The organism is Amycolatopsis sp. NPDC004772 (assembly GCF_053601215.1).
The window spans coordinates 1-21,407 of the sequence record NZ_JBSGBK010000121.1 but is presented as its reverse complement, the minus strand read 5'-3'; the positions used below and the strand labels follow the sequence as shown (position 1 = coordinate 21,407).

Genomic DNA, 21,407 nt, shown 5'->3' with positions numbered 1-21,407 from the left:
ACTTCACCAGTTCGCGCAACGGATCCACCACAGGCCCCCATCCTGTTAGGCGTCAACCAAACCACCGTCCAACAACCCGCCTTACCACTCACGACCAGCCGCGGCAGACCTAGTAACTCCGGGGCGTCCAGACGATGCCGTTCTCGGACCGGGTGCGGGACGAGCCCACGATCAGCAGGCAGCGCATGTCCACTGTGGACGGGTCCAGCTCACCGAGCGTCGTGACGCGGATGTCCTCCTCCGGGCCGCCCACGTCCCGCGCCACCACGACCGGCGTCGCCGGCGCACGGTGGCGGAGCAGCACCGACCGGGCGTCCGCGAGCTGGGTCGTCCGCGAACGTGAAGCCGGGTTGTACAACGCCAGCACGAGATCCGCCGCGCCCGCCGCGTCCAGGCGCTTCTCGATGATCTCCCACGGCTTCAGCCGATCCGACAGCGAGAGCACGCAGTAGTCGTGGCCCAGCGGGGCTCCCACCCGGGACGCCGCTGCCTGGGCGGCCGTCACGCCCGGGACGATCCGGACCCGGACGCCCGTGCCGTGGCCGGCCGAGACCTGCTCCAGCACCGCCGACGCCATCGCGAACACCCCCGGGTCGCCCGAGGACACCACCGCGACCCGGCCGCCGGAAGCAGCCAGGGACAACGCCTCGCGCGCCCGGTCGGCCTCGACGCGGTTGCCCGACGCGTGCCGCTGCTGGCCCGCCTTCTGCGGCACCCGCGCCACGTACGGCCCGTACCCGACGATGTGCTCCGCAGCCGAAAGCTCCGCTGCCGCTTCCGGGGTGAGCCACTCCGGGCCCGCCGGCCCGAGGCCCACGACGACGACTTCGCCACCCGAAGAAGGCGCAGCGGCGACGGGAGCAGGCGAAACCCGAGACGCATAGGCCGGCGAAGGCAGCAAAGCCAACGAGAAGTACGGGACCGTGGACGGATCGACCTCACCCAGGGGCTCGACCCGCTGCTGCCCCCACGTCGCGCGCTCGACGTACACGGCGTCGTCCAGTTTCCCGGCTTCCTCGAACGCCTCCCGCACCGACGAGAACGTCCGCCCCAGCTTGAGCACCGCTGCCGCGTCCGTGTCCGCCAGGCGCCGCGCCAGCTCCGGGGCCGGGAGCGTGCCCGGGAGCACCGTCAGCACCTCGTCGCGCTGCACCAGCGGGCGGCCGATGACCGACGACGCCGCGCTCACCGACGTCACGCCCGGGACGACCACCGCCTCGAAGCGACCGGCCAGCCGCTCGTGCATGTACATGTACGAGCCGTAGAAGAACGGGTCGCCCTCGCAGAGCAGGACCACGTCACGGCCGGCGTCGAGGTGCTCGGCCAGCCGTTTCGCGCTCAGCTCGTAGAAGTCGGCGATCGCGCCCTCGTAGCCGCCCGGGTGGTCGGTCGTCTCCGTGGTGACCGGGTAGACCAGCTTCTCCTCGATCTGCCCCTCGCGCAGGTACGGCTCGGCCACCGAACGCGCGATGCTCCGGCCGTGCCGCGCGCAGTGGTACGCGATCACCGAGGCCTCGGAGATCAGGCGGGCCGCCTTGACCGTCATCAGTTCCGGGTCGCCGGGGCCGAGGCCGACGCCGTACAGCGTGCCGGTCATTCCTCTGCGCTCGCAAGGGCGTTGATCGCCGCGACGGCCATCGCACTGCCACCCCGGCGGCCGTGCACCACGAGGTAGGGCGCAGGCGCGCGCTTGGCGAGCTCCACTTTGGACTCCACCGCGCCGACGAACCCGACCGGGACGCCGATGATCGCCGCGGGGGCGCCGACGCCTTCGTCGAGGATCTCCAGCAGGCGGAACAGCGCCGTCGGTGCGTTGCCGATCGCCACCACCGAACCGGGCAGCTTGTCGCGCCACAGCTCCAGCGCCGCCGCCGAGCGCGTGGTGCCCATGCGTTCGGCCAGCGAAGGAACCCCGGGGTCCGACAGCGTGCAGAGCACTTCGTTGGCCGTGGGCAGGCGGCGCCGGGTGACGCCGCTGGCGATCATCTGCGCGTCGCACAGGATCGGCGCGCCGGCCTCCAGCGCCGCGCGGCCGGACTCGACGACGTCGAGCGTGTAGCGCAGGTCGTCGACCAGATCGACCATGCCGCAGGCGTGGATCATCCGGACCGCCAGGCCGGCCACGTCGTCGGGCAGGATCGCCAGGTCCGCCTCCTCGCGGATCGTGGCGAACGAGTGCCGGTAGATCTCGGCACCGTCCCGCAGGTAGTCGATCACAGATTTCCCTTCAGCTCGTCGAGCGGCACCCAGCGGCCGTCGATGCGGTAGCCCCCCGCTTCGGCGACAACGTCCACATGGGACTGCGACGGCTTCCCGCACCGCCGTTCGCAGCCCGAGAAGTGCGCGCGCAGGCCCGGCCGGAACACGGCGTCGGCCCGGACGTCGGCGCGAGACTTCGCGCAGCCCGGACGGCCGATGCACGCGGTGGTCCCCCAGGCCTCGCCGCCGAAGCCCAGCCGCGCGAAGAGGTCGGCGGGCACGTCCGGCAGCACCACGGACTTCCACGGCGTGACCAGCGCGGGACCGAACTCCGCCAGCGCCCGCGCCTGCGCCGCGGACAGCTGCCCGAAGCGCGGCACGACTCCGGCCGCGAAGCCGCCGTCCCGGGAGATCAGCCCCGCCGGGACCTCGACGCCGGCCCGCGGCACCGGCGTTCCCCGCCAGGCCGGGTCGTCGAGTTCCGCGACCCGCCAGGCCGACCCGCGCACGCGCAGGAAGCCGAGCGCGACTTCGACCAGCGCCGAGACGGCGCCGGCGCGCGACACCCGTCGTCCGGTGTCGCCGCCCGCGAGCAGCAGCGTGCCCTCGGCCGGGCCGACCGCGAGCCAGCAGACGTCGGCCCTTTCGGCGGCGACGTCGCCGCGGCCGTCGTCGAAGGCGAAGAGGAACCGGCCGGGCAGTGACGCCAGCTCCGGCGTCGAACACAGCACGTCGTCCAGCGCCGACGCCAGGCCGCGGACGTCGGCGAGGCCACCGAGCAGCCCGCTCAACGGCGACGCGAGGACGTTCCGGACCCGCTCGTGCGACGGCGACGGCAGCAGGCCCGCGCCGGTCAGACGGGCTTCGAGGCCGGGCCGCGTGACGGCGCGCAGCTGGACGTTGCCGCGCGAGGTGAGGTGGAGGTCGCCGTCCCCGCAGGCTTCGGCCGCGTCGGCCAGCGCGCGCAGCTGCACTGCGGAAATCGTGCCGCCGGGCAGGCGCACGCGGGCCAACGGCCCGTCGGCGGCGTCGTGGGGTGCGAAAACACCGGGGCACGCGTCGGCTCGCACACGTGCTGGGGTCGGCATGAGGTCACTGTAGCTGGCGGTTTTCCGGCTCCGGCGGCTCCGGACGCGGCCGGAGCCGGGCCGTTCCGGCGTCCAGGTCCACGTCACGCCAGGGTGGCGCGCCTTCGGCGTCCTGCTCGACGAGCATCGACATCGTTTCCCGGTGTTCCAGCTCACGCCGCTTGGTCCCGTAGAGGAACGCGGTCGTCTCCTCGATGTACGTGGCGGACAGCCGCGCCTTGAAGCGCGAGCCGTTCTTGCGCGGCCGCAGTTCGATCGCCGCCATGACCAGCAGGACCACGACGCCGCCCGGAAGGGCCAGCCCCAGCCAAGTTCCCATGCCCGGCGAACCGGGTGACCGCGGGTCAAGTTCCCGGGACCGCAGAAGTCTGATCGAATGTAGCAGGTGTGCTACATTCGATCGCATCAGTCAGATGGGGGTGACCAGGATGAGAGATCCCGCCGATCCCGTCGTCCGCGTGCGCGGGCTACGGATGCGGTACGGCACGAACGACGTGCTCCACGGCGTCGACTTCGAGGCCTACCGAGGGGAGGTCGTCGGCTTGCTCGGGCCGAACGGCGCGGGCAAGACCACGACGATCGAGATCCTCGAGGGCTTCCGCATGCGGTCGGCCGGCGAGGTGAGCGTGCTCGGCGTCGACCCGGCGCACGGGGGTGAGGACTGGCGGGCACGGCTGGGGGTCGTGCTCCAGTCCTGGCGCGACCACGGGAAGTGGCGCGTCCGCGAACTGCTCACCCACCTCGGCCGGTACTACCTGCCGTACTCGACGCCGTCGCGCCCGCGGCCGTGGGACGCCGACGAGCTGATCGAGACGGTCGGGCTCACCGACCACGCGGGCAAGAAGCTCAAGCAGCTTTCCGGCGGCCAGCGGCGGCGGCTCGACGTCGCGATCGGCATCGTCGGCCGCCCGGAGCTGCTGTTCCTCGACGAACCGACCGCGGGCTTCGACCCCGAGGCCCGGCGCGAGTTCCACGACCTGGTGCACCGCCTGTCCGACGAGCTCGACACCACGATCCTGCTGACCACGCACGACCTCGACGAGGCCGAGAAGCTGGCCGACCGGATCCTCATCCTCAACGGCGGCCGGATCATCGCCGACGGCTCGGCCGACCAGCTCAGCCGGCAGATCTCCGGCGAGGCCGAGGTCCGCTGGAGCGTCGGCGGGCAGCGGTTCGTCCACTCGACGACCGAAGCGACGAAGTACGTGTACGAGCTGTTCAAGCAGCACGGCGAGGCCATCGCCGACCTGGAGGTCCGGCGGGCGTCGCTGGAAGACACCTACATGGCGCTGGTCCACCGGGCGGAGTCCGGTGGCGAGACGGAGCTCGGCCTCCAGGAAGCGGGCGCGCGATGAACGCCAAGACCGCGGCACTGCGCTCCGGGCTGGCCCGCGGGTGGATCGAGTTCAAGCAGACCTGGACCAACGCCGAAGACGTGGTGGGGCAGGTCGTCTTCGCGGGGCTCTTCCTCGCCACGTTGTTCTTCATGCGGAACGCGACCCTGCCCGGCACGACGTTCTCCCTCGGTGCCGCGACCGTGCCCGGCCTGCTCGGCGCCGGCGTCGTGTTCACCGGCCTGACCGGCGCCGCCGGTTACCTGGCCGCCGAGCGCGAGGACGGCACGCTGCTGCGCGCGAAGGCGACCCCGAACGGCATGCTCGGGTACCTGACCGGGAAGACGACGGCGCTGACGCTCGGGCAGCTCACGTCCCTGGCGGTGGTCCTGATCCCGTGCCTGTTCCTGTTCTCCGAACTGGCGCCCGACGGCGTCCGGTCGTACCTGCACCTCGCCTGGGTGCTGGTGATCGGGCTGTTCGCCACCATGCCGATCGGCGCGGCCCTGGGTTCGCTGGCCGGCAGCGCCCGCGCCACGGGCCTGATCGTGCTGCCGGTGATGGGCCTGGGCGCGATCTCGGGGATCTTCTACCCGATCACCGCGCTGCCGGGCTGGGTGCAGGACCTCGCGCAGGTGTTCCCGATGTACTGGCTCGGCCTCGGGATGCGCTCGGCGCTGCTGCCGGACAGCGCGGTCGTCGTCGAAATCGGCCGGTCGTGGCGGCCGGTGCCGACCCTGGCGGTGCTCGTCGCGTGGTCTGTGATCGGATTGGTGCTGGCGCCGATCCTGCTCCGCCGCATGGCGCGGCGGGAAGCGGGCTCGTCGGTGGCCGAACGGCGGCAGAAGGCCATGCAGCGTGTGGGGTAGTGATGAGTGAGGTCGTCTACAACCGGATCGCGATGCTGCGCGCGGAACGGTCGATCTCGCGGCGGCAGCTGGCCGAGGCCCTCGGGGTGCACTACCAGACGATCGGCTACCTGGAACGCGGCGAGTACAGCCCTTCGCTGTACCTGGCATTGCGGATCGCGGAGTTCTTCGAGGTGTCCGTGGAAGTGCTGTTCTCGACGAAGCCCTTCCCCCGCCTGGGTGAGCGGTCCGCCTAGGGCTTGCGCAGGTCGGCCTCGGCAAGCGCGCGGACGACGTCGTCGCGGCGGGTCTCGCGGGTCGTCCGGTTGAGCTCGACGTGCAGGAACGGGGCGCCGCCGGCGGCCTGGCTCTGGACGTTCGTCGTCCCCGCCAGGCCGCGGCAGGGGTCGGCCCAGGCCCGCCGGACACGGAACCCGGCGGCTTCCAAGCGGTCCGCTGCCCGGCGAGCCGCGTCGCCGGCCTCCGCGGCTCCGGCCGAAACGACGACGTCGGCCGCGGGCATCGTGCGGTCGTTGAAGCCGTGGAGCTGGACTTGGGGCAGGCCGCGGCGGGCGAGCAGCGTGCTGACGACGTGGAAGACGGTCCGCGGGTCGTGCGCCGGGTCCTCCCGGCGGCGGTGCGCGCCGGCCACCGCGAGGACGGCGCCGGGCACCCGCCGGAACAGCGCCAGGCCGATCCGGTCGGTCCGCAGGTCGGACGACGGATGCGGCACCTCGACCACCAGCGACGGCGGCGCGGACCGGTCGATCGCGTAGAGACCCCAGGCCCGCTCGGTGCCGGGCTCCTGGGCGACGACGTCGTCGTCCACGGAGAAACCCAGGTCAGGCAGGTCGTGGGGGCGGCCGTCGAGCCACGCGGCGAAGCCGGTTCCGGCGGTTTCGAGCTCGGCCGCCGTGGGGTGGCGGTACGGCCGGCGGGTCGACTGTGCGGCGGTGAAGCTCCGGAGCAGGGATTCCAAGCCGTCAGGTTACCCGGGGCAACGTCACCTTGACGCGCCTCGACCGGCACCGGAGAGTGGGTGCGATACCCACGCGTCGGCAGGTGGAGGAACCCGGTGAGAATCCGGGGCGGTCCCGCCACTGTGACCGGAAGAGATTCCGGGAGCCAGGAACTCCGGCCGGCGCGCCCGTCGACCCGGGGCGCGGACCCCGAGGAGGAACCTCGTGATCCTGCTTCTGTCCACTTCGGACACCGACCTGCTCAGCGCCCGGTCCAGCGACCGCGAGTACCGGCTCGGCAACCCCGCCCGGCTCGACGTCGCCGAGCTGCCGGCGCTCCTGGACGGCGTGAAGATCGTCGTCGCGCGGATCCTCGGCACGCCGCGGAGCTGGCAGGACGGCCTGGACACGCTGCGGGCGTCGGGCGCGCACGTCGTCGTCCTCGGCGGGGAGCAGACGCCGGACGCCGAGCTGATGAAGCTCTCGACCGTCCCGGCCGGCATCGCCGCCGAGGCCCACGCCTACCTCGCGCAGGGCGGCCCGGCGAACCTCACCCAGCTCCACCGGTTCCTCTCCGACACGCTGCTGCTCACCGGCGACGGCTTCGAGCCGCCCGCGGCACAACCCGCGTGGGGCGTTCTCGAGCGCCCTGCGAAGAGCGACGGCCCAGTCATCGGCATCCTGTACTACCGCGCGCACCACCTGTCCGGGAACACCGCCTTCGTGCACGCGCTCGCCGACGAGATCGAAGCCGCGGGCGGGCGGGCGTTGCCGATCTACTGTGCTTCGCTGCGTACGCGCGAGCCGGAGATGATGGCCGAGCTGGCTTCCGTGGACGCGCTGCTGGTCACCGTGCTCGCGGCGGGCGGCACGCGGCCGTCCGAGGTGGGCGCGGGCGGCGACGACGAGGCCTGGGACGTCGCCGAGATGGCCGCGCTCGACGTCCCGATCCTGCAGGCGCTGTGCCTGACCAGCGACCGCGAGACGTGGGCGGCCAACGACGACGGCCTCTCCCCCCTCGACGCCGGGAACCAGATGGCCGTCCCGGAGTTCGACGGACGGCTGATCACGGTGCCGTTCTCGTTCAAGGAACTCGACGAAGACGGCCTCCCCCGGTACGTGCCGGACGCCGAACGCGCGTCCCGCGTCGCTCGCATCGCCCTGGCGCACGCCCGGCTGCGGCACACGCCTCCGTCAGAGCGTCGCATTGCGCTGATGCTCTCCGCGTACCCGACGAAGCACTCTCGCGTCGGCAACGCGGTCGGCCTGGACACGCCTGCGTCGGCGATCGAGCTGCTGCGGCGGATGCGCGCGCTGGGCTACGACCTGGGCCCGGACGCCTTCCCGGGCGTCGACCCGACCGGCACCGACCAGCCCGACGGCGACGCGCTCATCCACGCGCTGATCGCCGCCGGCGGCCAGGACCCGGAGTGGCTCACCGAGGAACAGCTGGCCGGGAACCCGATCCGCGTCCCGGCCGCGCGGTACCAGGAGTGGTTCGACGCGCTGCCAGCCGAGCTGCGTGACGGCGTCGAGGAGCACTGGGGCCCCGCGCCGGGCGAGCTGTACGTCGACAACGGCGACATCGTGCTGGCGTCGCTGCAGAGCGGCAACGTGATCATCATGATCCAGCCGCCGCGCGGGTTCGGCGAGAACCCGGTCGCGATCTACCACAACCCGGACCTGCCGCCGAGCCACCACTACCTGGCCGCGTACCGCTGGCTCGAGGAGGAGTTCGGCGCGCACGCCGTCGTCCACCTCGGCAAGCACGGGTCGCTGGAATGGCTGCCGGGCAAGACCGCAGGGCTCTCGGCCTCGTGCGCTCCGGACGCCGTGCTCGGGAACCTGCCACTGGTCTACCCGTTCCTGATCAACGACCCGGGCGAGGGCGCGCAGGCCAAGCGGCGGGCGCACGCGACGATCGTCGACCACCTGATCCCGCCGATGGCGCGTGCGGAGTCCTACGGCGACATGGCGCGGCTGGAGCAGCTGCTCGACGAGCACGCGAACATCGCGGCGATGGACCCGGCGAAGCTGCCGGCCGTGCGCCAGCAGATCTGGACGCTGATCCAGGCGGCCAAGCTGGACCACGACCTCGGCGTCGAGGAACGGCCGCACGACGCGGAGTTCGACGACTTCCTGCTGCACATCGACGGCTGGCTGTGCGAGGTCAAGGACGCGCAGATCCGCGACGGGCTGCACATCCTCGGCGCGGCGCCCACCGGCGAGGCACGGGTCAACCTCGTGCTGGCGATGCTGCGCGCGTCGCAGATGTGGGGCGGCAAGCAGGGCGCAGTGCCGGGCCTGCGCTCGGCGCTGGGGCTCAAGGAAGACGCGCCGATGTCCGAAGTGGACGCTGTCGAGAAGACCGCGCGCGAGCTCGTCCGGACGATGGAGATGCGAGGCTGGGACGCGACCGCGGTGGCGTCGGTGGCGCCGGATCCCGCTGTCGCCCGGGTACTTTCCTTCGCGGCCGAGGAGATCGTGCCCCGCCTCGCCGGCACCTCGGGCGAGCTGGACGCGGTGCTGCACGCGCTGGACGGCGGGTACATCCCGGCCGGGCCGAGCGGGTCGCCGCTGCGCGGGCTGATCAACGTGCTGCCGACCGGGCGGAACTTCTACACCGTCGACCCGAAGGCCATCCCGAGCCGGCTCGCCTGGGAAACCGGGCAGGCCCTGGCCGATTCGCTGCTTCGCCGCTACCGGGAGGACACCGGCGACTGGCCGCGGTCGGTCGGCCTGTCGGTGTGGGGCACGTCGGCGATGCGGACGTCCGGCGACGACGCGGCGGAAGTGCTGGCGCTGCTGGGTGTCCAGCCGGTGTGGGACGAAGCGTCCCGGCGCGTCACCGGCATCGAGGCGATCCCCCTGGAGGAGCTGGGCCGGCCTCGGATCGACGTCACGGTCCGGATCAGCGGGTTCTTCCGCGACGCGTTCCCGCATGTGATCACGCTCCTCGATGACGCCGTCCGGCTGGTGGCCGGGTTGAACGAACCCCTCGACGAAAACTTCGTCCGCGCGCACGTTTCCGCGGACTTGGCTTCGCACGGCGATTCCCGCCGCGCGACCACGCGGATCTTCGGGTCGAAGCCCGGTGCGTACGGCGCGGGCCTGCTGCCGCTGATGGACAGCGGCAATTGGCGCGACGACAAGGACCTCGCGGAGGTGTACGCGGTGTGGGGCGGCTTCGCGTACGGCCGCGACCTGGACGGCCGCCCGGCGCGCGAGGACATGGAAAGTTCGTACAAGCGCATCGTGGTGGCGGCGAAGAACACCGACACGCGCGAGCACGACATCGCGGACTCGGACGACTACTTCCAGTACCACGGTGGCATGATTGCGACGGTCCGAGCGTTGACGGGCGCGGCGCCGGCTTCCTACGTGGGTGACAGCACCTCGCCGGACGCGGTCCGCACGCGCACGCTGGGCGAGGAGACGGCCCGGGTGTTCCGGGCACGCGTCGTCAACCCGCGCTGGCTCGCGGCGATGCGCCGCCACGGCTACAAGGGCGCGTTCGAGCTGGCGGCCACGGTGGACTACCTGTTCGGCTTCGACGCGACGGCGGGTGTCGTCGGAGACTGGATGTACGAGAAGCTGACCGAGTCTTACGTGCTGGACGAGGTCAATCAGGAGTTCCTGCGGAAGGCCAACCCGTGGGCGCTGCGCGGGATTGTGGAGCGGCTGAACGAGGCGGCGGACCGCGGGCTGTGGGAGGAGCCGGACCCGGAGCTGCTGGCGAAGATGCGCGAGGTGTACCTCTCGCTGGAAGGTGACCTCGAGTCGGAGTAGAAACGCCCGGGAAACGCGGGCCGGAGTTGGGTGGCGGTCATGATCACCGCCGCCCCTCCGCGAACCCGCCCCTGGGCGCTTCCGCTCGTCTGCCTCGGCGCCGCCGTCCTCTACGCCTGGAAGATCGGCGACGGCCAGTTCGGGAACACCTACTACTCCGCCGCCGCGAAGTCGATGACGGAGAACTTCACCAACTTCCTCTTCGGCTCCTTCGACCCGTACGGCGTCGTCACGGTCGACAAACCGCCTCTCGCGTTGTGGCCGCAAGCGCTTTCGGTGCTGATCTTCGGCTACCACGGCTGGGCACTGCTGCTGCCCCAGGTCCTCGAAGGCGTCGCCGCGGTGTTCCTCCTGCACCGCACTGTCCGCCTCTGGGCCGGCGAGAACGTCGCCCTCCTGGCCGCCGCCATTCTCGCGCTGACCCCCGTCACCGTGATCATCAACCGGGACAACAACCCCGACACGCTGCTCGTCCTCTTCCTCGTCGCCGCCGCGTACGCGCTCACCCGCGCGCTGCGGGACGGCCGGAAGTGGCTGTGGTGGTGCGCTTTCTTCGTCGGCTGCGGCTTCCTGACCAAGATGCTGCAGGCGTGGATCATCGTCCCCGCCCTGGTCGCCGCCTACCTCGCCGGGACGAGCGGACCGCTGCGCCGGCGGCTGCTCGATGTCCTCGGCGCCGGCCTCGTCCTCGTCGTCTCCTCGTTCTGGTGGATCGCCTTGTACGACTGGTGGCCCGGCGCCAAGCCGTACATGGGCGGCAGCGAAGACGGCTCCGCGTGGGACCTCGTCTTCGGCTACAACGGCTTCGGCCGGCTCTCCGGCAACGGCGAGGGCGGCGGCATGATGATCATGCGCAACGGGCAGCAGACCACCTCGTCGTTCGGCGGCGACCCCGGACCCGGCCGGCTGTTCAACGACGTCGTCGGCGGGCAGATCTCGTGGCTGCTGCCGCTGTGCCTGCTCGCGCTGGCCGTCCTCGGCCGCCGGTGGCGCGACGCCGGCTGGCTGCTCTGGGGCGGCTGGCTGCTGGTGACCACCGTGGTCTTCAGCTTCGCCGGCGGCATCTGGCACCCGTACTACACGACGGCGCTGGCCCCCGCCGTCGCCGCAGTTTCCGCCGCCGGGCTGGCGCTGCTGTGGCGGCAGCACCGGCGCACTCTGCTCCCGCTGGTCGTCGCGCTGACCGCGGCTTGGGCGTTCGTGCTGACCTCGCGGGACACGTCGTTCCACGGCTGGACGCGCTGGGCGGTGCTCGGCACGGCCGTCGCCGCCATCGCCGGCCTGTACTTCGGACGAAGCCGGGTTGCGCTGTTCGCCGCGCTGGTGCCGCTGCTGCTCACGCCCGCCGTCTGGTCGTACGCCGCCGCGCAGAGCACGTCGGCCGGGACGCTGCCCGCCGCCGGGCCCGCCACCGGCCCGGGAGCTCCTCCGCCGCCGTCACCCGGTGGTCCGCGGTTGATGCGCGTGGGCGGTGACGGCGCGACGAAGCTGTCGGACGAGCAACGCCGCATCCTCGACTACGCCCGCCGCAACGGCACCGAAATCACCCTCGCCGTGAACGCCGAGGCGGGGGCGGTCGCGCCGTTCCTGATCGACTCCGACGCGACCGTGATCGGCATGGGCGGCTTCGGCGGCCGGGACGACGCGCCGTCCGTCGCCCAACTGGAGCGCTGGCTCGCCGAAGGCAAGCTGCGGTTCGTGCTGAGCGGCGCCGGCACCCCGCCCGGGCCGCCGCGGAGCCCCGCCCAGGGCGAACGGCAACGCTGGATCGAGCAGCACTGCACGGTCGTCGACCCCGCCGAGTACGGCGGCCGGCCGACCCGGGGCATCGGGGGCGCGGACACGCTCTACCGGTGCTAACGGCGAAGAAACACGGGCACGGCGATCATCGGGGCATGCGGGTCCTGGTGGTGGAGGACGAGCCGATGCTCGCGGACGCGATCGCGGAATGGCTGCGCGAGGACGCCCACGCGGTCGACATCGCCCACGACGGCGGCGCGGCGCTCGAGCGGATCGCCGTGCACGACTACGACGTCGTCGTGCTCGACCGGGACCTGCCGGTCGTGCACGGCGACGACGTCTGCCGGCAGGTCGTCGCGTCCGAAGCGGCGACACGGGTGCTGATGCTGACGGCGGCCGTGGAGATCACCGACCGCGTCGCCGGGCTATCCCTCGGCGCGGACGACTACCTGACGAAGCCGTTCGCGTTCCCCGAGCTCGCCGCCCGCATCCAGTCGCTGGGGCGGCGCTGCCGACCGGCCGCGCCGCCCGTCCTGAGCCGGTCCGGCGTCACGCTCGACCCGGCACGGCACGAGGCGTTCCGCGACGGGCGCGGCCTGCCACTGTCCAAAAAGGAGTTCGCGGTGCTCGCCGAGCTGCTGCGCGCGGACGGCGCCGCCGTGTCCGCCGAACACCTGCTGGAGAAGGTGTGGGACGAGCACGCGGACCCGTTCACCGGCGCGGTCCGGCTCACCGTCCTCAAACTGCGCCGCAAGCTCGGCGACCCGCCGCTGGTGGAGACGGTCACCGGCGTCGGCTACCGGCTCCGGTGAACCTCCGGTTGCGGCTGACCGTGCTCTACGGCGGCCTGTTCCTGCTGGCCGGCGTGGCGCTGCTGGGCGTGACGTACCTGCTGTTCACCCGGCAGGTCGGGCAGCGGGTGGCGGTGTTCAGCGGTGCCCCGCCGCCCGGGGCGCCGCCGCTGCCGTCCCTGGACGTCCTCGACGAACAGGCCCGCCAGCTCCGCGCGGCGGCGGCGACGTCGCTGCTGACGCAGGGGGCGATCGCTCTCGGCGCGGTCGCGGTGCTGGCGGCCGGTCTCGGGTGGCTGGTGGCGGGGCGGGCGCTGGCACCGCTGCGGCAGGTCACCGAGACCGCGCGCCGCATCGCCGCGGCGGCCGACCCGGGCGGGCAGGCGCGGATCGCCCTGTGCGGGCCCGACGACGAGGTGAAGAACCTCGCCGACGCGTTCGACGTGATGGTCGAGCGCCTCGACCGGTCGTTCGACGCCCAGCGGCGGTTCGTCGCGAACGCGTCGCACGAGCTGCGCACGCCGCTGACGTTGAACCGGTCCCTGGTCGAGGTGGCGATGCGCCGCGGAAGTGACGTCCGGGAGCTCGGCGGCAAGCTGCTGCGGATCAACGCGCGGAACGAAAAGCTGATCAGCGGGTTGCTGCTGCTGGCGAAGTCGGAGAGCGCGCTGACCTCGCGGAGCCCGGTGGATCTCGCGGCGCTGGTCGCGCAGGTGGCGCCGCCGGAGGTGGAACAGTCCCTGGCCGAAGCGGTGACGGCGGGCGACGCGGTGCTGCTGGAGCGCCTGGCGGCCAACCTGGTGGAGAACGCGACGCGCCACAACGTGCCCGGCGGCTGGGTGCGCGTGGCGACCCGGTCGCGGCCGGGACGGGTGGAACTGGAGGTCGCGAACAGCGGGCCGGTGATCCCGCCGGCCGAGGTACCGGCGTTGTTCGACCCGTTCCACCGCCGCGCCCGCGTGGCGGCGGAAGGAACCGGGCTCGGGTTGTCGATCGTGCGCTCGGTGGCCCACGCCCACGGCGGCGAGGTGACGGCGAGCGCTCGCGCGGACGGCGGCTTGGTGGTGGTCGTGTCACTGCCCGCGGCGTGACTTCCCCGGCTCGTCCCGTGGACGAATTTCGGATATTCCGGCGCTTTTCGCCCGAGCTTTCCACTCAACCGACTTTCGCGCCTTGACTTCATCAATGGTCTAGTCCAATGATCTGTCCACCTCGATCCCCACCGGGAGGACAGCTCATGCGCAGGAGCAGACTGGCCGCCGTCGGGCTCGCCGCCGCCACTTTCGCCGCCACCGCCGTCAGCCTCGTGCTCGGCGCACCGTCGGCGACCGCGGCGTTGAGCAACAACTGGTACGCCGCGGCGCCGTACCTGATGCCCCAGAGCAACAACCCGCCGGACCCGATCACCGTGATGAACGCGACCGGGCTCAAGGCGTTCCAGCTCGCGTTCATCCTCGCCCCGAACGGCGGCGGCTGCAGCCCCACCTGGGACGGCACGTCCGCGGTCTCGTCCGACACCGCCGTCGCGGGCGTGATCTCGCGGATCCGCGGCGCGGGCGGCGACGTCTCGGTGTCCGTCGGCGGGTACGGCGGCACCAAGCTCGGCCAGACCTGCGGCACGGTGGCCGCGACGGCTGCCGCGTACCAGCAGGTCATCACGAAGTACTCGCTCAAGGCGATCGACTTCGACCTCGAAGAGCCCGAGTACGAAAACACCGCCGCGATCGCGAACGAGCTCGGCGCCGCGAAGACGTTGCAGGCCAACAACCCCGGTCTGTTCGTCTCGGTGACCATGCCGGGCACCGCGGCCGGCACCGGCTGGTTCGGCACGCAGCTGATCGACCAGGCGAAGTCGATCGGCTTCACGCCGAACAACTTCTCGATCATGCCCTTCGACGGCGGCTTCAACGGCGGTTCGTCGCAGGTGTCGGCGCTGGAAGCGCTCCACGGCCTGCTGATGTCACACATGGGCTGGGACAGCGCCACCGCGTACTCGCACGAGGGCTTCTCCGGGATGAACGGCAAGTCGGACGCGTCCGAGATGTTCTACACGGCGGACTTCCAGACGGTGTACGACTACGCGACCAGCCACGGCCTCGGCCGCTTCACGTTCTGGTCGGTCAACCGGGACCGCGCGTGCGTCGGCACCACGGACAACGGCGTCTGCAGCAACGTCCCGCAGAACGACTGGGACTTCACGAAGTTCAGCGTCCGCTTCGCCGGGGCGACGCCACCGCAGACGACCACGCCGGTGACGACCACCCCGACCACGCCGGGCGGCGGCTCGTGCACCGCGGCGGAGTGGGACCGGACGAAGGTCTACGTCAAGGACAACGTCGTCTCACACAACAGCCACAAGTGGACGGCCAAGTGGTGGACGCAGGGCGAGGAGCCCGGGACCACCGGCGAATGGGGCGTCTGGCAGGACAACGGCGCCTGCTGACCTCTTCGCGGGTTTCAGAAGTCGAGGTGGGTGTTCTCGCGCTGAACCTCCGGGGTCAGCGCGGGAACCTCCACGACGTGCCGCCCGGCCTGCCGCAGCAGCTCGGTGCCCCGGGCGTCGACGAAGACCGGCGGCTCCCGCCAGGCGAACACGACGCGCGGGATGCCGGCGTCGAGGACGAGCTGCGTGCAGCTGCGCGGGTGCGAACTGCGGTGACTGCACGGTTCCAGTGAGCTGTACATGGTGGCGCCGGCCAGCCGCGGGTCACCGGCGCACTTGGCCAGCGCGGCTTCTTCGGCGTGGTTGTTCGGGTCGCCCTCGCCGGAATGCCCGGTGGCGACGACTTCGCCGTCGGCGTCGGTGATGACGGCACCGACCCGGAAGGTGTGACTGGGCGGGCACTCGGCGGCGAGCGCGATGGCTTCCTTGAGGCGCTGGACGTCCCGGCTGGTCGGCTCGTCGGCGGCGCGGTATTCGAGGATCGCCATGCCCTGCAGTTCGTTCGCGGCGGTCAGCACGAGCGGCCGCGGGTAGAGGCCGGGCCCGACGAACCGGGGCGCGTCCGCCTGCCCGACGAAGAACGGCGCGATCGCGAGCCGCAGCTCGTCGGCGAGGCCTTCGGTGAGGAACCGCGTGTGGATCCCGCCGCCGCCCTCGACCAGCAGACGTTCGATGCCGCGCGCGCCGAGGTCGTCGAGGATGCGCCCGAAGTCGGGCGGGTCACCCGCGTCGACGACGGTGGCGATGTGCTTGAGCGCGTCCGCGGCACCGGGTGGGGCGTAGACGATCTTTTCGGTGTCCCCGACGGTGAAGAACTGCGCATCCGGATCGAGGCCGCGGGTGGTCACGGTGACCTTGACGGGTTGTTCGGGCTTGCCCTGCGCCAGCCGTTGCCGCCGCAGCTCGGGAGAGCGGACGAGCAGCCGCGGGTTGTCGGCCCTTACGGTGCCGGCCCCGACGAAGATGGCGTCGGCCTCGGCCCGCAACCGGTCGACGACGGCGAAATCGTCCTCTGTGGACAGCACGAGCCGCTCGGGCGAGCTGTCGTCGAGGTAGCCGTCGAGCGACTGCGCGGCGGACAGCAGGACGTGCGGCCGGGAGATCACCCGGCCAGTATGCCGTAACGCGCGGGGCGGTCCCGGCGTTCTAGGACGTATCCCCCTGTCGTGCCCATTCCCCCGGAGCATTTTGATCATGACAACGCGAGGCTGGTACAAGGAGCGGACACTCACCACGGTCGACACCGTCGGCCGGGAGGTGTCGGTGACGACCGGGCTCACCCGCGACCCCGAAGGCCGCCTGGTCGCGGCCATCGCCATCAGCGACGGCCCGACGGCGATCTACCGCTACTCCGGCGAGGCCGACGGGCCGTCCGAGCTGGTCACGAACGCCGCCGAGACGGTCAAGGAGCTCCGCAGGCTCGCCGGCGTCCCGCCGACGCGCTGACGCCGTCCGAATCAGGCCGGCAGGACCGCGTACTGACGGATGTAGAGGTCGGTGTAGGTCACCGGACCGCGGGGGCCGGGGACCTTGTCGAGGTTGATGCCGGTTTCCGGGACGGCGAGCAGCTTGAAGCCGTCGAGGAGGCGGGTTGGGGCGTTCCAGAAGACGCCCGTGCCGGTGTAGCCGTCGAAGAAGGCGTCGGCGGCCGACTCGTCCTCGGTGGTGATGCCCGCCGCCAGGCCGGACGTGCGCTCGTTGGCGATCTCGACGGCGTCGGAGAGCGAGCCGACCTTCGCGACGGTGACGGTCGCCTCGCGGTCGGAGTCCAGCGCCCACTCGTAGCCGATCGGGTGCTCGTGCGGGGCGAGCGAAGGCGTGACGCCACGCTCGGCGAGCGCGTCCGAGATCGCCGGCCAGGCGTCGTCGTGGATGTCTTCGTGGATGAGCAGCAGGTTCAGCCGGTTGCAGACGCCCAGCCGGTCGAGGCTCGCGTAGACGAGGTCACGCGCCTTGGTGACGTCCGCGCCACGGTCGACGTAGAGGACGCCACCGCCGTCGGCGTGGGCGAGGGTGCGCACGCCGTGGACGGCTGCCTCGGTGGCGAGGGCCCGCGTGCTGTCCCCGCTGCCCCGCAGGATCACCAGCGGCACGAGGCCGGGCAGCCGAACGAGCGCGGACGCGGCCTCGCGCTCGACGCGCGGCACGAGCTGGACGCAGTCGGCGTCGATGCCCGCCTCGGCGAGCGCCGGCGCGATGACGACCTCCCGCAGCCGCTGGGCCGACCCGAGCGCGGCCGAGCCGGTGCGCAGTACGCCGGCGTTGCGCGACTTGACCAGCTGGGAAGCCACATCGACGGTGACGTTCGGCCGCGCCTCGTAGTTCGCGCCGATGACGCCGACCGGCCGCCGCCGTTCGACCAGCCGCAGCCCGCCGTCCAGGGTGGAGACGTCGACGGAGCGCTCCTGGTGCGGCGCGCCGGCGAGCAGCCGCAGCTGTTCGGCCATGCCGGTGAGCCGCTCCGGGGTGATGGTGAGCCGATCGAGCAGGCCGGCGCTCATCCCGTCGCCCTTGGCGCGCTCGACGTCGGCCTGGTTCGCATCGAGGATCTCGTCGCGGTGTGCGAGCAGCCGCTCGGCCATCCCGCTGAGAGCGCCATCGACGGCCTCGGCGCTCGCGGCAGCTAGCGACGGCGCGGCGAGCTTCGCCGCCCGTGCGCACTCCTCGACGGCCTTGGCGACCTCGTCCATCGTTACGTCTCCCTCCGCGCGGACCACCAGTTTGCCGCATGCACGCCGGTGACCGGCCACGGGCTCCACCGCGGACAGGCTCGTCGACCGTCAGGCGCCGCGGCTCACTTGGCCACGGGCTCCAGCAGCCAGAGCGCGCCGGCGATCAGGCAGCTGACGGTCGCCACCGCGAAGACCAGGACCCACAGGACCGGCGGGACCGCGGTCAAGCGGCCCAGCTGGTCCGCGTCGGAGTCGCGGGCCTGCCCCCGCCGACGCTTGATCTGCAGCTCGGCGACCGGCCGCACGCCTCCGAACAGCAGGAACCACGTCACGAGGTAGCTGAACGGAGCCTGCAGCTCGACCGGAGCGACGAACGCGATCAGCGCCAGCACCGCAGCGCTGGCGACGACCGTGAAGACGCCGTACGCGTTGCGCACCATCACCAGCACACCGAGCAACAGCAGCGCGATCAGCACCAGCACCGTGCCGACCAGGTCGGCGCCCAGCAGGCTGGCGAACAGAAGCCCCAGGACCGACGGCGCCAGGTACCCGGCCATCGCGGTGAACGCCATGCCCGGCCCCTCGGGCTTGCCGCGCGAGACGGTGACGCCCGAGGTGTCCGAGTGCAGCTTGATGCCCTGCAACCGCCGCCCGACCAGCACGGCGGCCAGCGCGTGGCCGGCCTCGTGCACCATCGTGACGACGTTGCGAGCCCGCCGCCACGGCGTACCGCCGACCAGCACGACGAGCAGCGCCACCCCACCGGCGATCAGGGTGATCACGGCGGGCGCCTGGGCCTGCTCGAGCAGAGAGCCGGTGTCGGTGGCGGCAGCCGCGCGGAGTGTTGACAGGGTGTCACCGGCCGGGCCACCGAGCGCGGAAGGAACGGGCGAGCTCACCCGGACACCTCACCACAGGCGATATCTGGCTACTGTGAGTCCCCATCGTCGGCTGCTGCGCGGCTTCCGGTATTGGGTCGTGGCGGTCTCCTTTCTGTTTGGTCGATCGACTTGGCGGCCGGGTTTCCGGCTCCCGGCCGGCGGGCACGCGGGGTTCGGGGTGGCTACCGCACGGCCGATGCCTTGCCGGGCTGGGTCGGATCCAGGCTCGGCGAGCAGCTCACGCACCGGTCGCCGGCGGGCGCCGGGCCGCCTCCCGACCCGAGACCGGCCCCGGGTCGGACAAGGGCTAGCTCGGGCCCGAGCCGGCCCGGATCCAGTCGGCCGACTCGGCTCGGGCGGCTCGGGCGACTCGGCTCGGGCGGCTCGGCTCGGGCGGCTCGGCCGACTCGGCTCGGGCGGTTCGGCCGAGCCAGGCCAGGGCCGAGCCAGCGCCGACCCGGGCCAGCGCTGAGCCGGGCCAAGGCCAAGGCGGGCCAAGGCGGGCCAAGGCGGGCCATGGCCGGCTCCCGTCGAGCCGGTCGAAACAACTCAGGTCGAGCCGGGCCGGGGGCGGGCCGGCCAGGGCCGAAGCGAGTCAGGGGCCGAGGCGCCGGGCCGGCTTGCGCCGAGCCGGTCGGAACAGCTCAGGTCCAGCCGGCTCGGACCAGTCCAGCGCGAATCGAGCCGGTCAGGCCGAGTTGTACCGGGGCCGGCGGCGCTGGGTCAGGTCATCGCGACTCCCTCATCCGGGCCTCGCCCTCGACGCGGAACAGGAACGACACCCAGCTTCGGAACGGCGCCCAAGCCTCCGCGATCTCCGCCAGCTCCCCCACTCCCGCGTCCGGGACGTGGTACGCCTCGCGCATGATCTCGTGCAACCGTGTCTCACTACGGGGAAACACATCCGGGTGACCGGCACCGCGAATCAGGATCAGCTCCGCGCTGAAGCGGCCGACGCCCGGCAGCAACTGCAGCTGCTTCAGCGCTTCCTCGGCCGGCATCGCGCGCAACGTCGCCGCGTCCAGTTTGCCCTCCGTCGCCGCCTCGGCGATGGCTCTCAGGCGGGGAAGCTTCGGGCCCGGCAGGCCCGGCTGGTACTCCGCCTTCGCCAGCGCCGCGGGAGCCGGGAACGTCCTCAGCCTGCTGCCGCCCACGTCGACCTCGGTGCCGTAGCGCTCGGTCAAGCGCCGGCGCAGTCTGACCGCCTGGGTCATCCAGATGCGGTGGCTCAGCACCGCCCAGCACGCCGCCTCGTACGGGGATGCGAACAAGACCGGGCGCAGGCCCGGGTGCAACCCCTGCAACAGGGAAACCACCGGATCACGGGCGCCGGCTTGCGGGAAGGCCGTGCCGTCGATGTCCAGCGAGCACATCCTCCTCACCTGCGCCACCACGGCGTCGGTGTGCGCGGGCGGGCCGTGGACCTCGACCGTGACCTCGCCGGGCGATCTCTGCCGCAGCACCGCTCCCACCGGCGTCCATTCGCCGTCGAGCGTGAACGCCACCCGCAGAGCGCCGGGTTCGGCGTCCGGCTCGCCGGCCGGGGCGAAACCGGTCAGGAAGCGGGCCGCCGCGGCCAGGTCGAACTCACCCATTACCGAGATCTCGCCACAGGGACGGGTAATCGTCGTCATCTCTCCTCCTCGGATCGGGCCCGATCGGGACCTCGCCTGCGACGTTAGGAAGGGGGACCGACAATTCCGGGCATCGAACGCCTGAGCCCGGATTTGTTCACTCGAACGAGTGGCCGGGAAGTTGGCATACTGCCGGTATCCGAAAGCGAGGAGAACCCGTGCCGACCAGCGCAAACGACCGTCTGCAGGCCCTGCTCGGGACGCCGGCCGAGGCGGACGACGGCTACCTCGACCTGCTCGGCGCCGCGGATCAGGCCGGCCCGCCGACCGGGCTCACGCAGCGGCTGATGCGCACCACCCTGCTCCCACAGGTCTACGAACGCTACTGGCGTCCCACACTCGGCCGCGCACTCAAGGGCCCGCTCGGGCCGAGCATGACGGGCGAGGTCAGGATCGCCACGGACCTCCTCCGCCTGAAACCCGGCCACACCGTGCTCGACGTCGCCTGTGGGACCGGCCGGTTCACCCGCGCGTTCGGCACGGCCGTCGGCCCGGACGGCCTCGCGATCGGCCTCGACGGCGCCCGCACCATGCTCGCCAAAGCCGTCGCCGAGTCCGGCCCGGACACCGTCGCCTACCTGCGCGCCGACACCGTGCACCTCCCGCTGAAACCGTCCACAGTAGACGGAATCTGCTGCTTCGCCGCGCTGCACATGTTCGCCGAGCCTGAGACCGCGCTGGACTCCTTCGCGCGCGTGCTGAAACCGGGCGGCCGGATCGTGCTGCTGACGAGCGCCCGCCGCGGCTGGCAGCCCGCGCGGCTGATCGAGTCGGCCGGCGGGATCGTGAGCGGCCAGAAGATGTTCGACCGCGGCGAAATCGCGGCGAGCCTGAGCGCCCGCGGCTTCACGGAACTCAGCGAGCGGTACGCCGGCGTCACGCAGATCGTCGCGGGCCGAGCACCGCAAAATGTCGGAGCTCCCGGTTAGCATCGCCTCAGTGTCAGGGTGGTGTTGCCGCTGTTGCGGTGGTTGGGATCCTGGCCGCTGGTGACCTGGCTCGTAGCCTCGCTGCCGCCTGCTTGCGGGT

Annotated in this window: 19 protein-coding genes and 1 riboswitch; of the genes, 10 read left to right on the top strand and 9 right to left on the bottom strand. The window is 72.1% G+C overall.

What is annotated here, in order from left to right; all coding sequences use genetic code 11:
• Window positions 1-109: 109 nt before the first annotated feature.
• Genes ACWEF6_RS39730 through ACWEF6_RS39715 form a run of 4 tightly spaced genes read right to left on the bottom strand, consistent with a single transcriptional unit; the run spans window position 110 to window position 3,606 of the window.
• Window positions 110-1,597: a precorrin-2 C(20)-methyltransferase gene (locus ACWEF6_RS39730; RefSeq protein WP_449687679.1), complete on the bottom strand. Its 1,488-nt coding sequence runs from the start codon at window positions 1,595-1,597 to the stop codon at window positions 110-112.
• Window positions 1,594-2,217 carry a precorrin-8X methylmutase gene (locus ACWEF6_RS39725; RefSeq protein WP_449687678.1) on the bottom strand — a complete coding sequence of 208 codons (624 nt, stop codon included), beginning with the start codon at window positions 2,215-2,217 and terminating at the stop codon, window positions 1,594-1,596. The genes ACWEF6_RS39730 and ACWEF6_RS39725 overlap by 4 nt, the downstream gene beginning before the upstream one ends.
• Window positions 2,214-3,287 (bottom strand): precorrin-3B synthase, encoded by a 1,074-nt coding sequence (locus ACWEF6_RS39720; protein WP_449687677.1) that lies wholly within the window; start codon window positions 3,285-3,287, stop codon window positions 2,214-2,216. Before ACWEF6_RS39720 ends, ACWEF6_RS39725 begins: the two co-directional genes overlap by 4 nt.
• A gap of 4 nt (window positions 3,288-3,291) precedes the next feature.
• Entirely contained in the window at window positions 3,292-3,606 is a 315-nt protein-coding gene (locus tag ACWEF6_RS39715; protein WP_449687676.1) for a DUF6191 domain-containing protein, read from the bottom strand.
• A gap of 109 nt (window positions 3,607-3,715) precedes the next feature.
• On the opposite strand from ACWEF6_RS39715, the gene ACWEF6_RS39710 reads away from it, so the two are divergent.
• Genes ACWEF6_RS39710 through ACWEF6_RS39700 form a run of 3 tightly spaced genes read left to right on the top strand, consistent with a single transcriptional unit; the run spans window position 3,716 to window position 5,726 of the window.
• Window positions 3,716-4,642 (top strand): ABC transporter ATP-binding protein, encoded by a 927-nt coding sequence (locus ACWEF6_RS39710; RefSeq protein WP_449687675.1) that lies wholly within the window; start codon window positions 3,716-3,718, stop codon window positions 4,640-4,642.
• Window positions 4,639-5,490, top strand: coding sequence for an ABC transporter permease (locus ACWEF6_RS39705; RefSeq protein WP_449687674.1), 852 nt, complete (start codon window positions 4,639-4,641; stop codon window positions 5,488-5,490). The genes ACWEF6_RS39710 and ACWEF6_RS39705 overlap by 4 nt, the downstream gene beginning before the upstream one ends.
• Window positions 5,491-5,492: 2 nt before the next feature.
• Window positions 5,493-5,726 (top strand): helix-turn-helix transcriptional regulator, encoded by a 234-nt coding sequence (locus tag ACWEF6_RS39700; RefSeq protein ID WP_043784651.1) that lies wholly within the window; start codon window positions 5,493-5,495, stop codon window positions 5,724-5,726.
• On the opposite strand, the gene ACWEF6_RS39695 is transcribed toward ACWEF6_RS39700, so the two are convergent.
• Entirely contained in the window at window positions 5,723-6,448 is a 726-nt protein-coding gene (locus ACWEF6_RS39695; RefSeq protein ID WP_449687673.1) for a hypothetical protein, read from the bottom strand. The genes ACWEF6_RS39700 and ACWEF6_RS39695 overlap by 4 nt on opposite strands.
• 60 nt (window positions 6,449-6,508) lie before the next feature.
• Window positions 6,509-6,626, top strand: a riboswitch (cobalamin riboswitch).
• Window positions 6,627-6,653: 27 nt separating this feature from the next.
• Between ACWEF6_RS39695 and cobN the strand changes: the two genes are divergently transcribed.
• The 5 genes from cobN (at window position 6,654) to ACWEF6_RS39670 (ending at window position 15,191) form a co-directional block, all read left to right on the top strand.
• A complete protein-coding gene (cobN, locus tag ACWEF6_RS39690) occupies window positions 6,654-10,217 on the top strand; it encodes a cobaltochelatase subunit CobN (RefSeq protein WP_449687672.1) in 3,564 nt (1,187 codons plus the stop codon).
• Window positions 10,218-10,256: 39 nt separating this feature from the next.
• On the top strand, window positions 10,257-12,077 hold the full coding sequence (locus ACWEF6_RS39685; RefSeq protein ID WP_449687671.1) for an ArnT family glycosyltransferase: 1,821 nt from the start codon (window positions 10,257-10,259) through the stop codon (window positions 12,075-12,077).
• A gap of 35 nt (window positions 12,078-12,112) precedes the next feature.
• Window positions 12,113-12,769 carry a response regulator transcription factor gene (locus ACWEF6_RS39680; RefSeq protein ID WP_310971187.1) on the top strand — a complete coding sequence of 219 codons (657 nt, stop codon included), beginning with the start codon at window positions 12,113-12,115 and terminating at the stop codon, window positions 12,767-12,769.
• Window positions 12,766-13,839, top strand: a complete 1,074-nt coding sequence (locus ACWEF6_RS39675; protein WP_449687670.1) for a sensor histidine kinase — start codon at window positions 12,766-12,768, stop codon at window positions 13,837-13,839. Before ACWEF6_RS39680 ends, ACWEF6_RS39675 begins: the two co-directional genes overlap by 4 nt.
• A gap of 146 nt (window positions 13,840-13,985) precedes the next feature.
• Window positions 13,986-15,191 carry a chitinase gene (locus tag ACWEF6_RS39670; protein ID WP_449687669.1) on the top strand — a complete coding sequence of 402 codons (1,206 nt, stop codon included), beginning with the start codon at window positions 13,986-13,988 and terminating at the stop codon, window positions 15,189-15,191.
• A gap of 14 nt (window positions 15,192-15,205) precedes the next feature.
• On the opposite strand, the gene ACWEF6_RS39665 is transcribed toward ACWEF6_RS39670, so the two are convergent.
• On the bottom strand, window positions 15,206-16,297 hold the full coding sequence (locus ACWEF6_RS39665) for a dihydrofolate reductase family protein (protein WP_449687668.1): 1,092 nt from the start codon (window positions 16,295-16,297) through the stop codon (window positions 15,206-15,208).
• 88 nt (window positions 16,298-16,385) lie between these two features.
• On the opposite strand from ACWEF6_RS39665, the gene ACWEF6_RS39660 reads away from it, so the two are divergent.
• On the top strand, window positions 16,386-16,637 hold the full coding sequence (locus ACWEF6_RS39660) for a hypothetical protein (protein ID WP_449675771.1): 252 nt from the start codon (window positions 16,386-16,388) through the stop codon (window positions 16,635-16,637).
• An 11-nt stretch (window positions 16,638-16,648) separates the two neighbouring features.
• Here the strand turns inward: ACWEF6_RS39660 and ACWEF6_RS39655 are convergent, their stop codons facing one another.
• The 3 genes from ACWEF6_RS39655 to ACWEF6_RS39645 all read right to left on the bottom strand — a co-directional run bounded on the left by ACWEF6_RS39655 (window position 16,649) and on the right by ACWEF6_RS39645 (window position 20,378).
• Window positions 16,649-17,881 carry an aldehyde dehydrogenase family protein gene (locus tag ACWEF6_RS39655; protein WP_449687667.1) on the bottom strand — a complete coding sequence of 411 codons (1,233 nt, stop codon included), beginning with the start codon at window positions 17,879-17,881 and terminating at the stop codon, window positions 16,649-16,651.
• 104 nt (window positions 17,882-17,985) lie between these two features.
• A complete protein-coding gene (locus ACWEF6_RS39650) occupies window positions 17,986-18,762 on the bottom strand; it encodes a M50 family metallopeptidase (RefSeq protein WP_449687666.1) in 777 nt (258 codons plus the stop codon).
• Window positions 18,763-19,472: 710 nt separating this feature from the next.
• Window positions 19,473-20,378, bottom strand: coding sequence for a DNA-3-methyladenine glycosylase family protein (locus ACWEF6_RS39645; RefSeq protein WP_449687665.1), 906 nt, complete (start codon window positions 20,376-20,378; stop codon window positions 19,473-19,475).
• A 158-nt stretch (window positions 20,379-20,536) separates the two neighbouring features.
• Here ACWEF6_RS39645 and ACWEF6_RS39640 point away from each other — a divergent pair, with 158 nt between their 5' ends.
• Complete coding sequence (locus tag ACWEF6_RS39640) at window positions 20,537-21,307, top strand: class I SAM-dependent methyltransferase (protein WP_449687664.1); 771 nt, start codon at window positions 20,537-20,539, stop codon at window positions 21,305-21,307.
• Window positions 21,308-21,407: the final 100 nt, after the last annotated feature.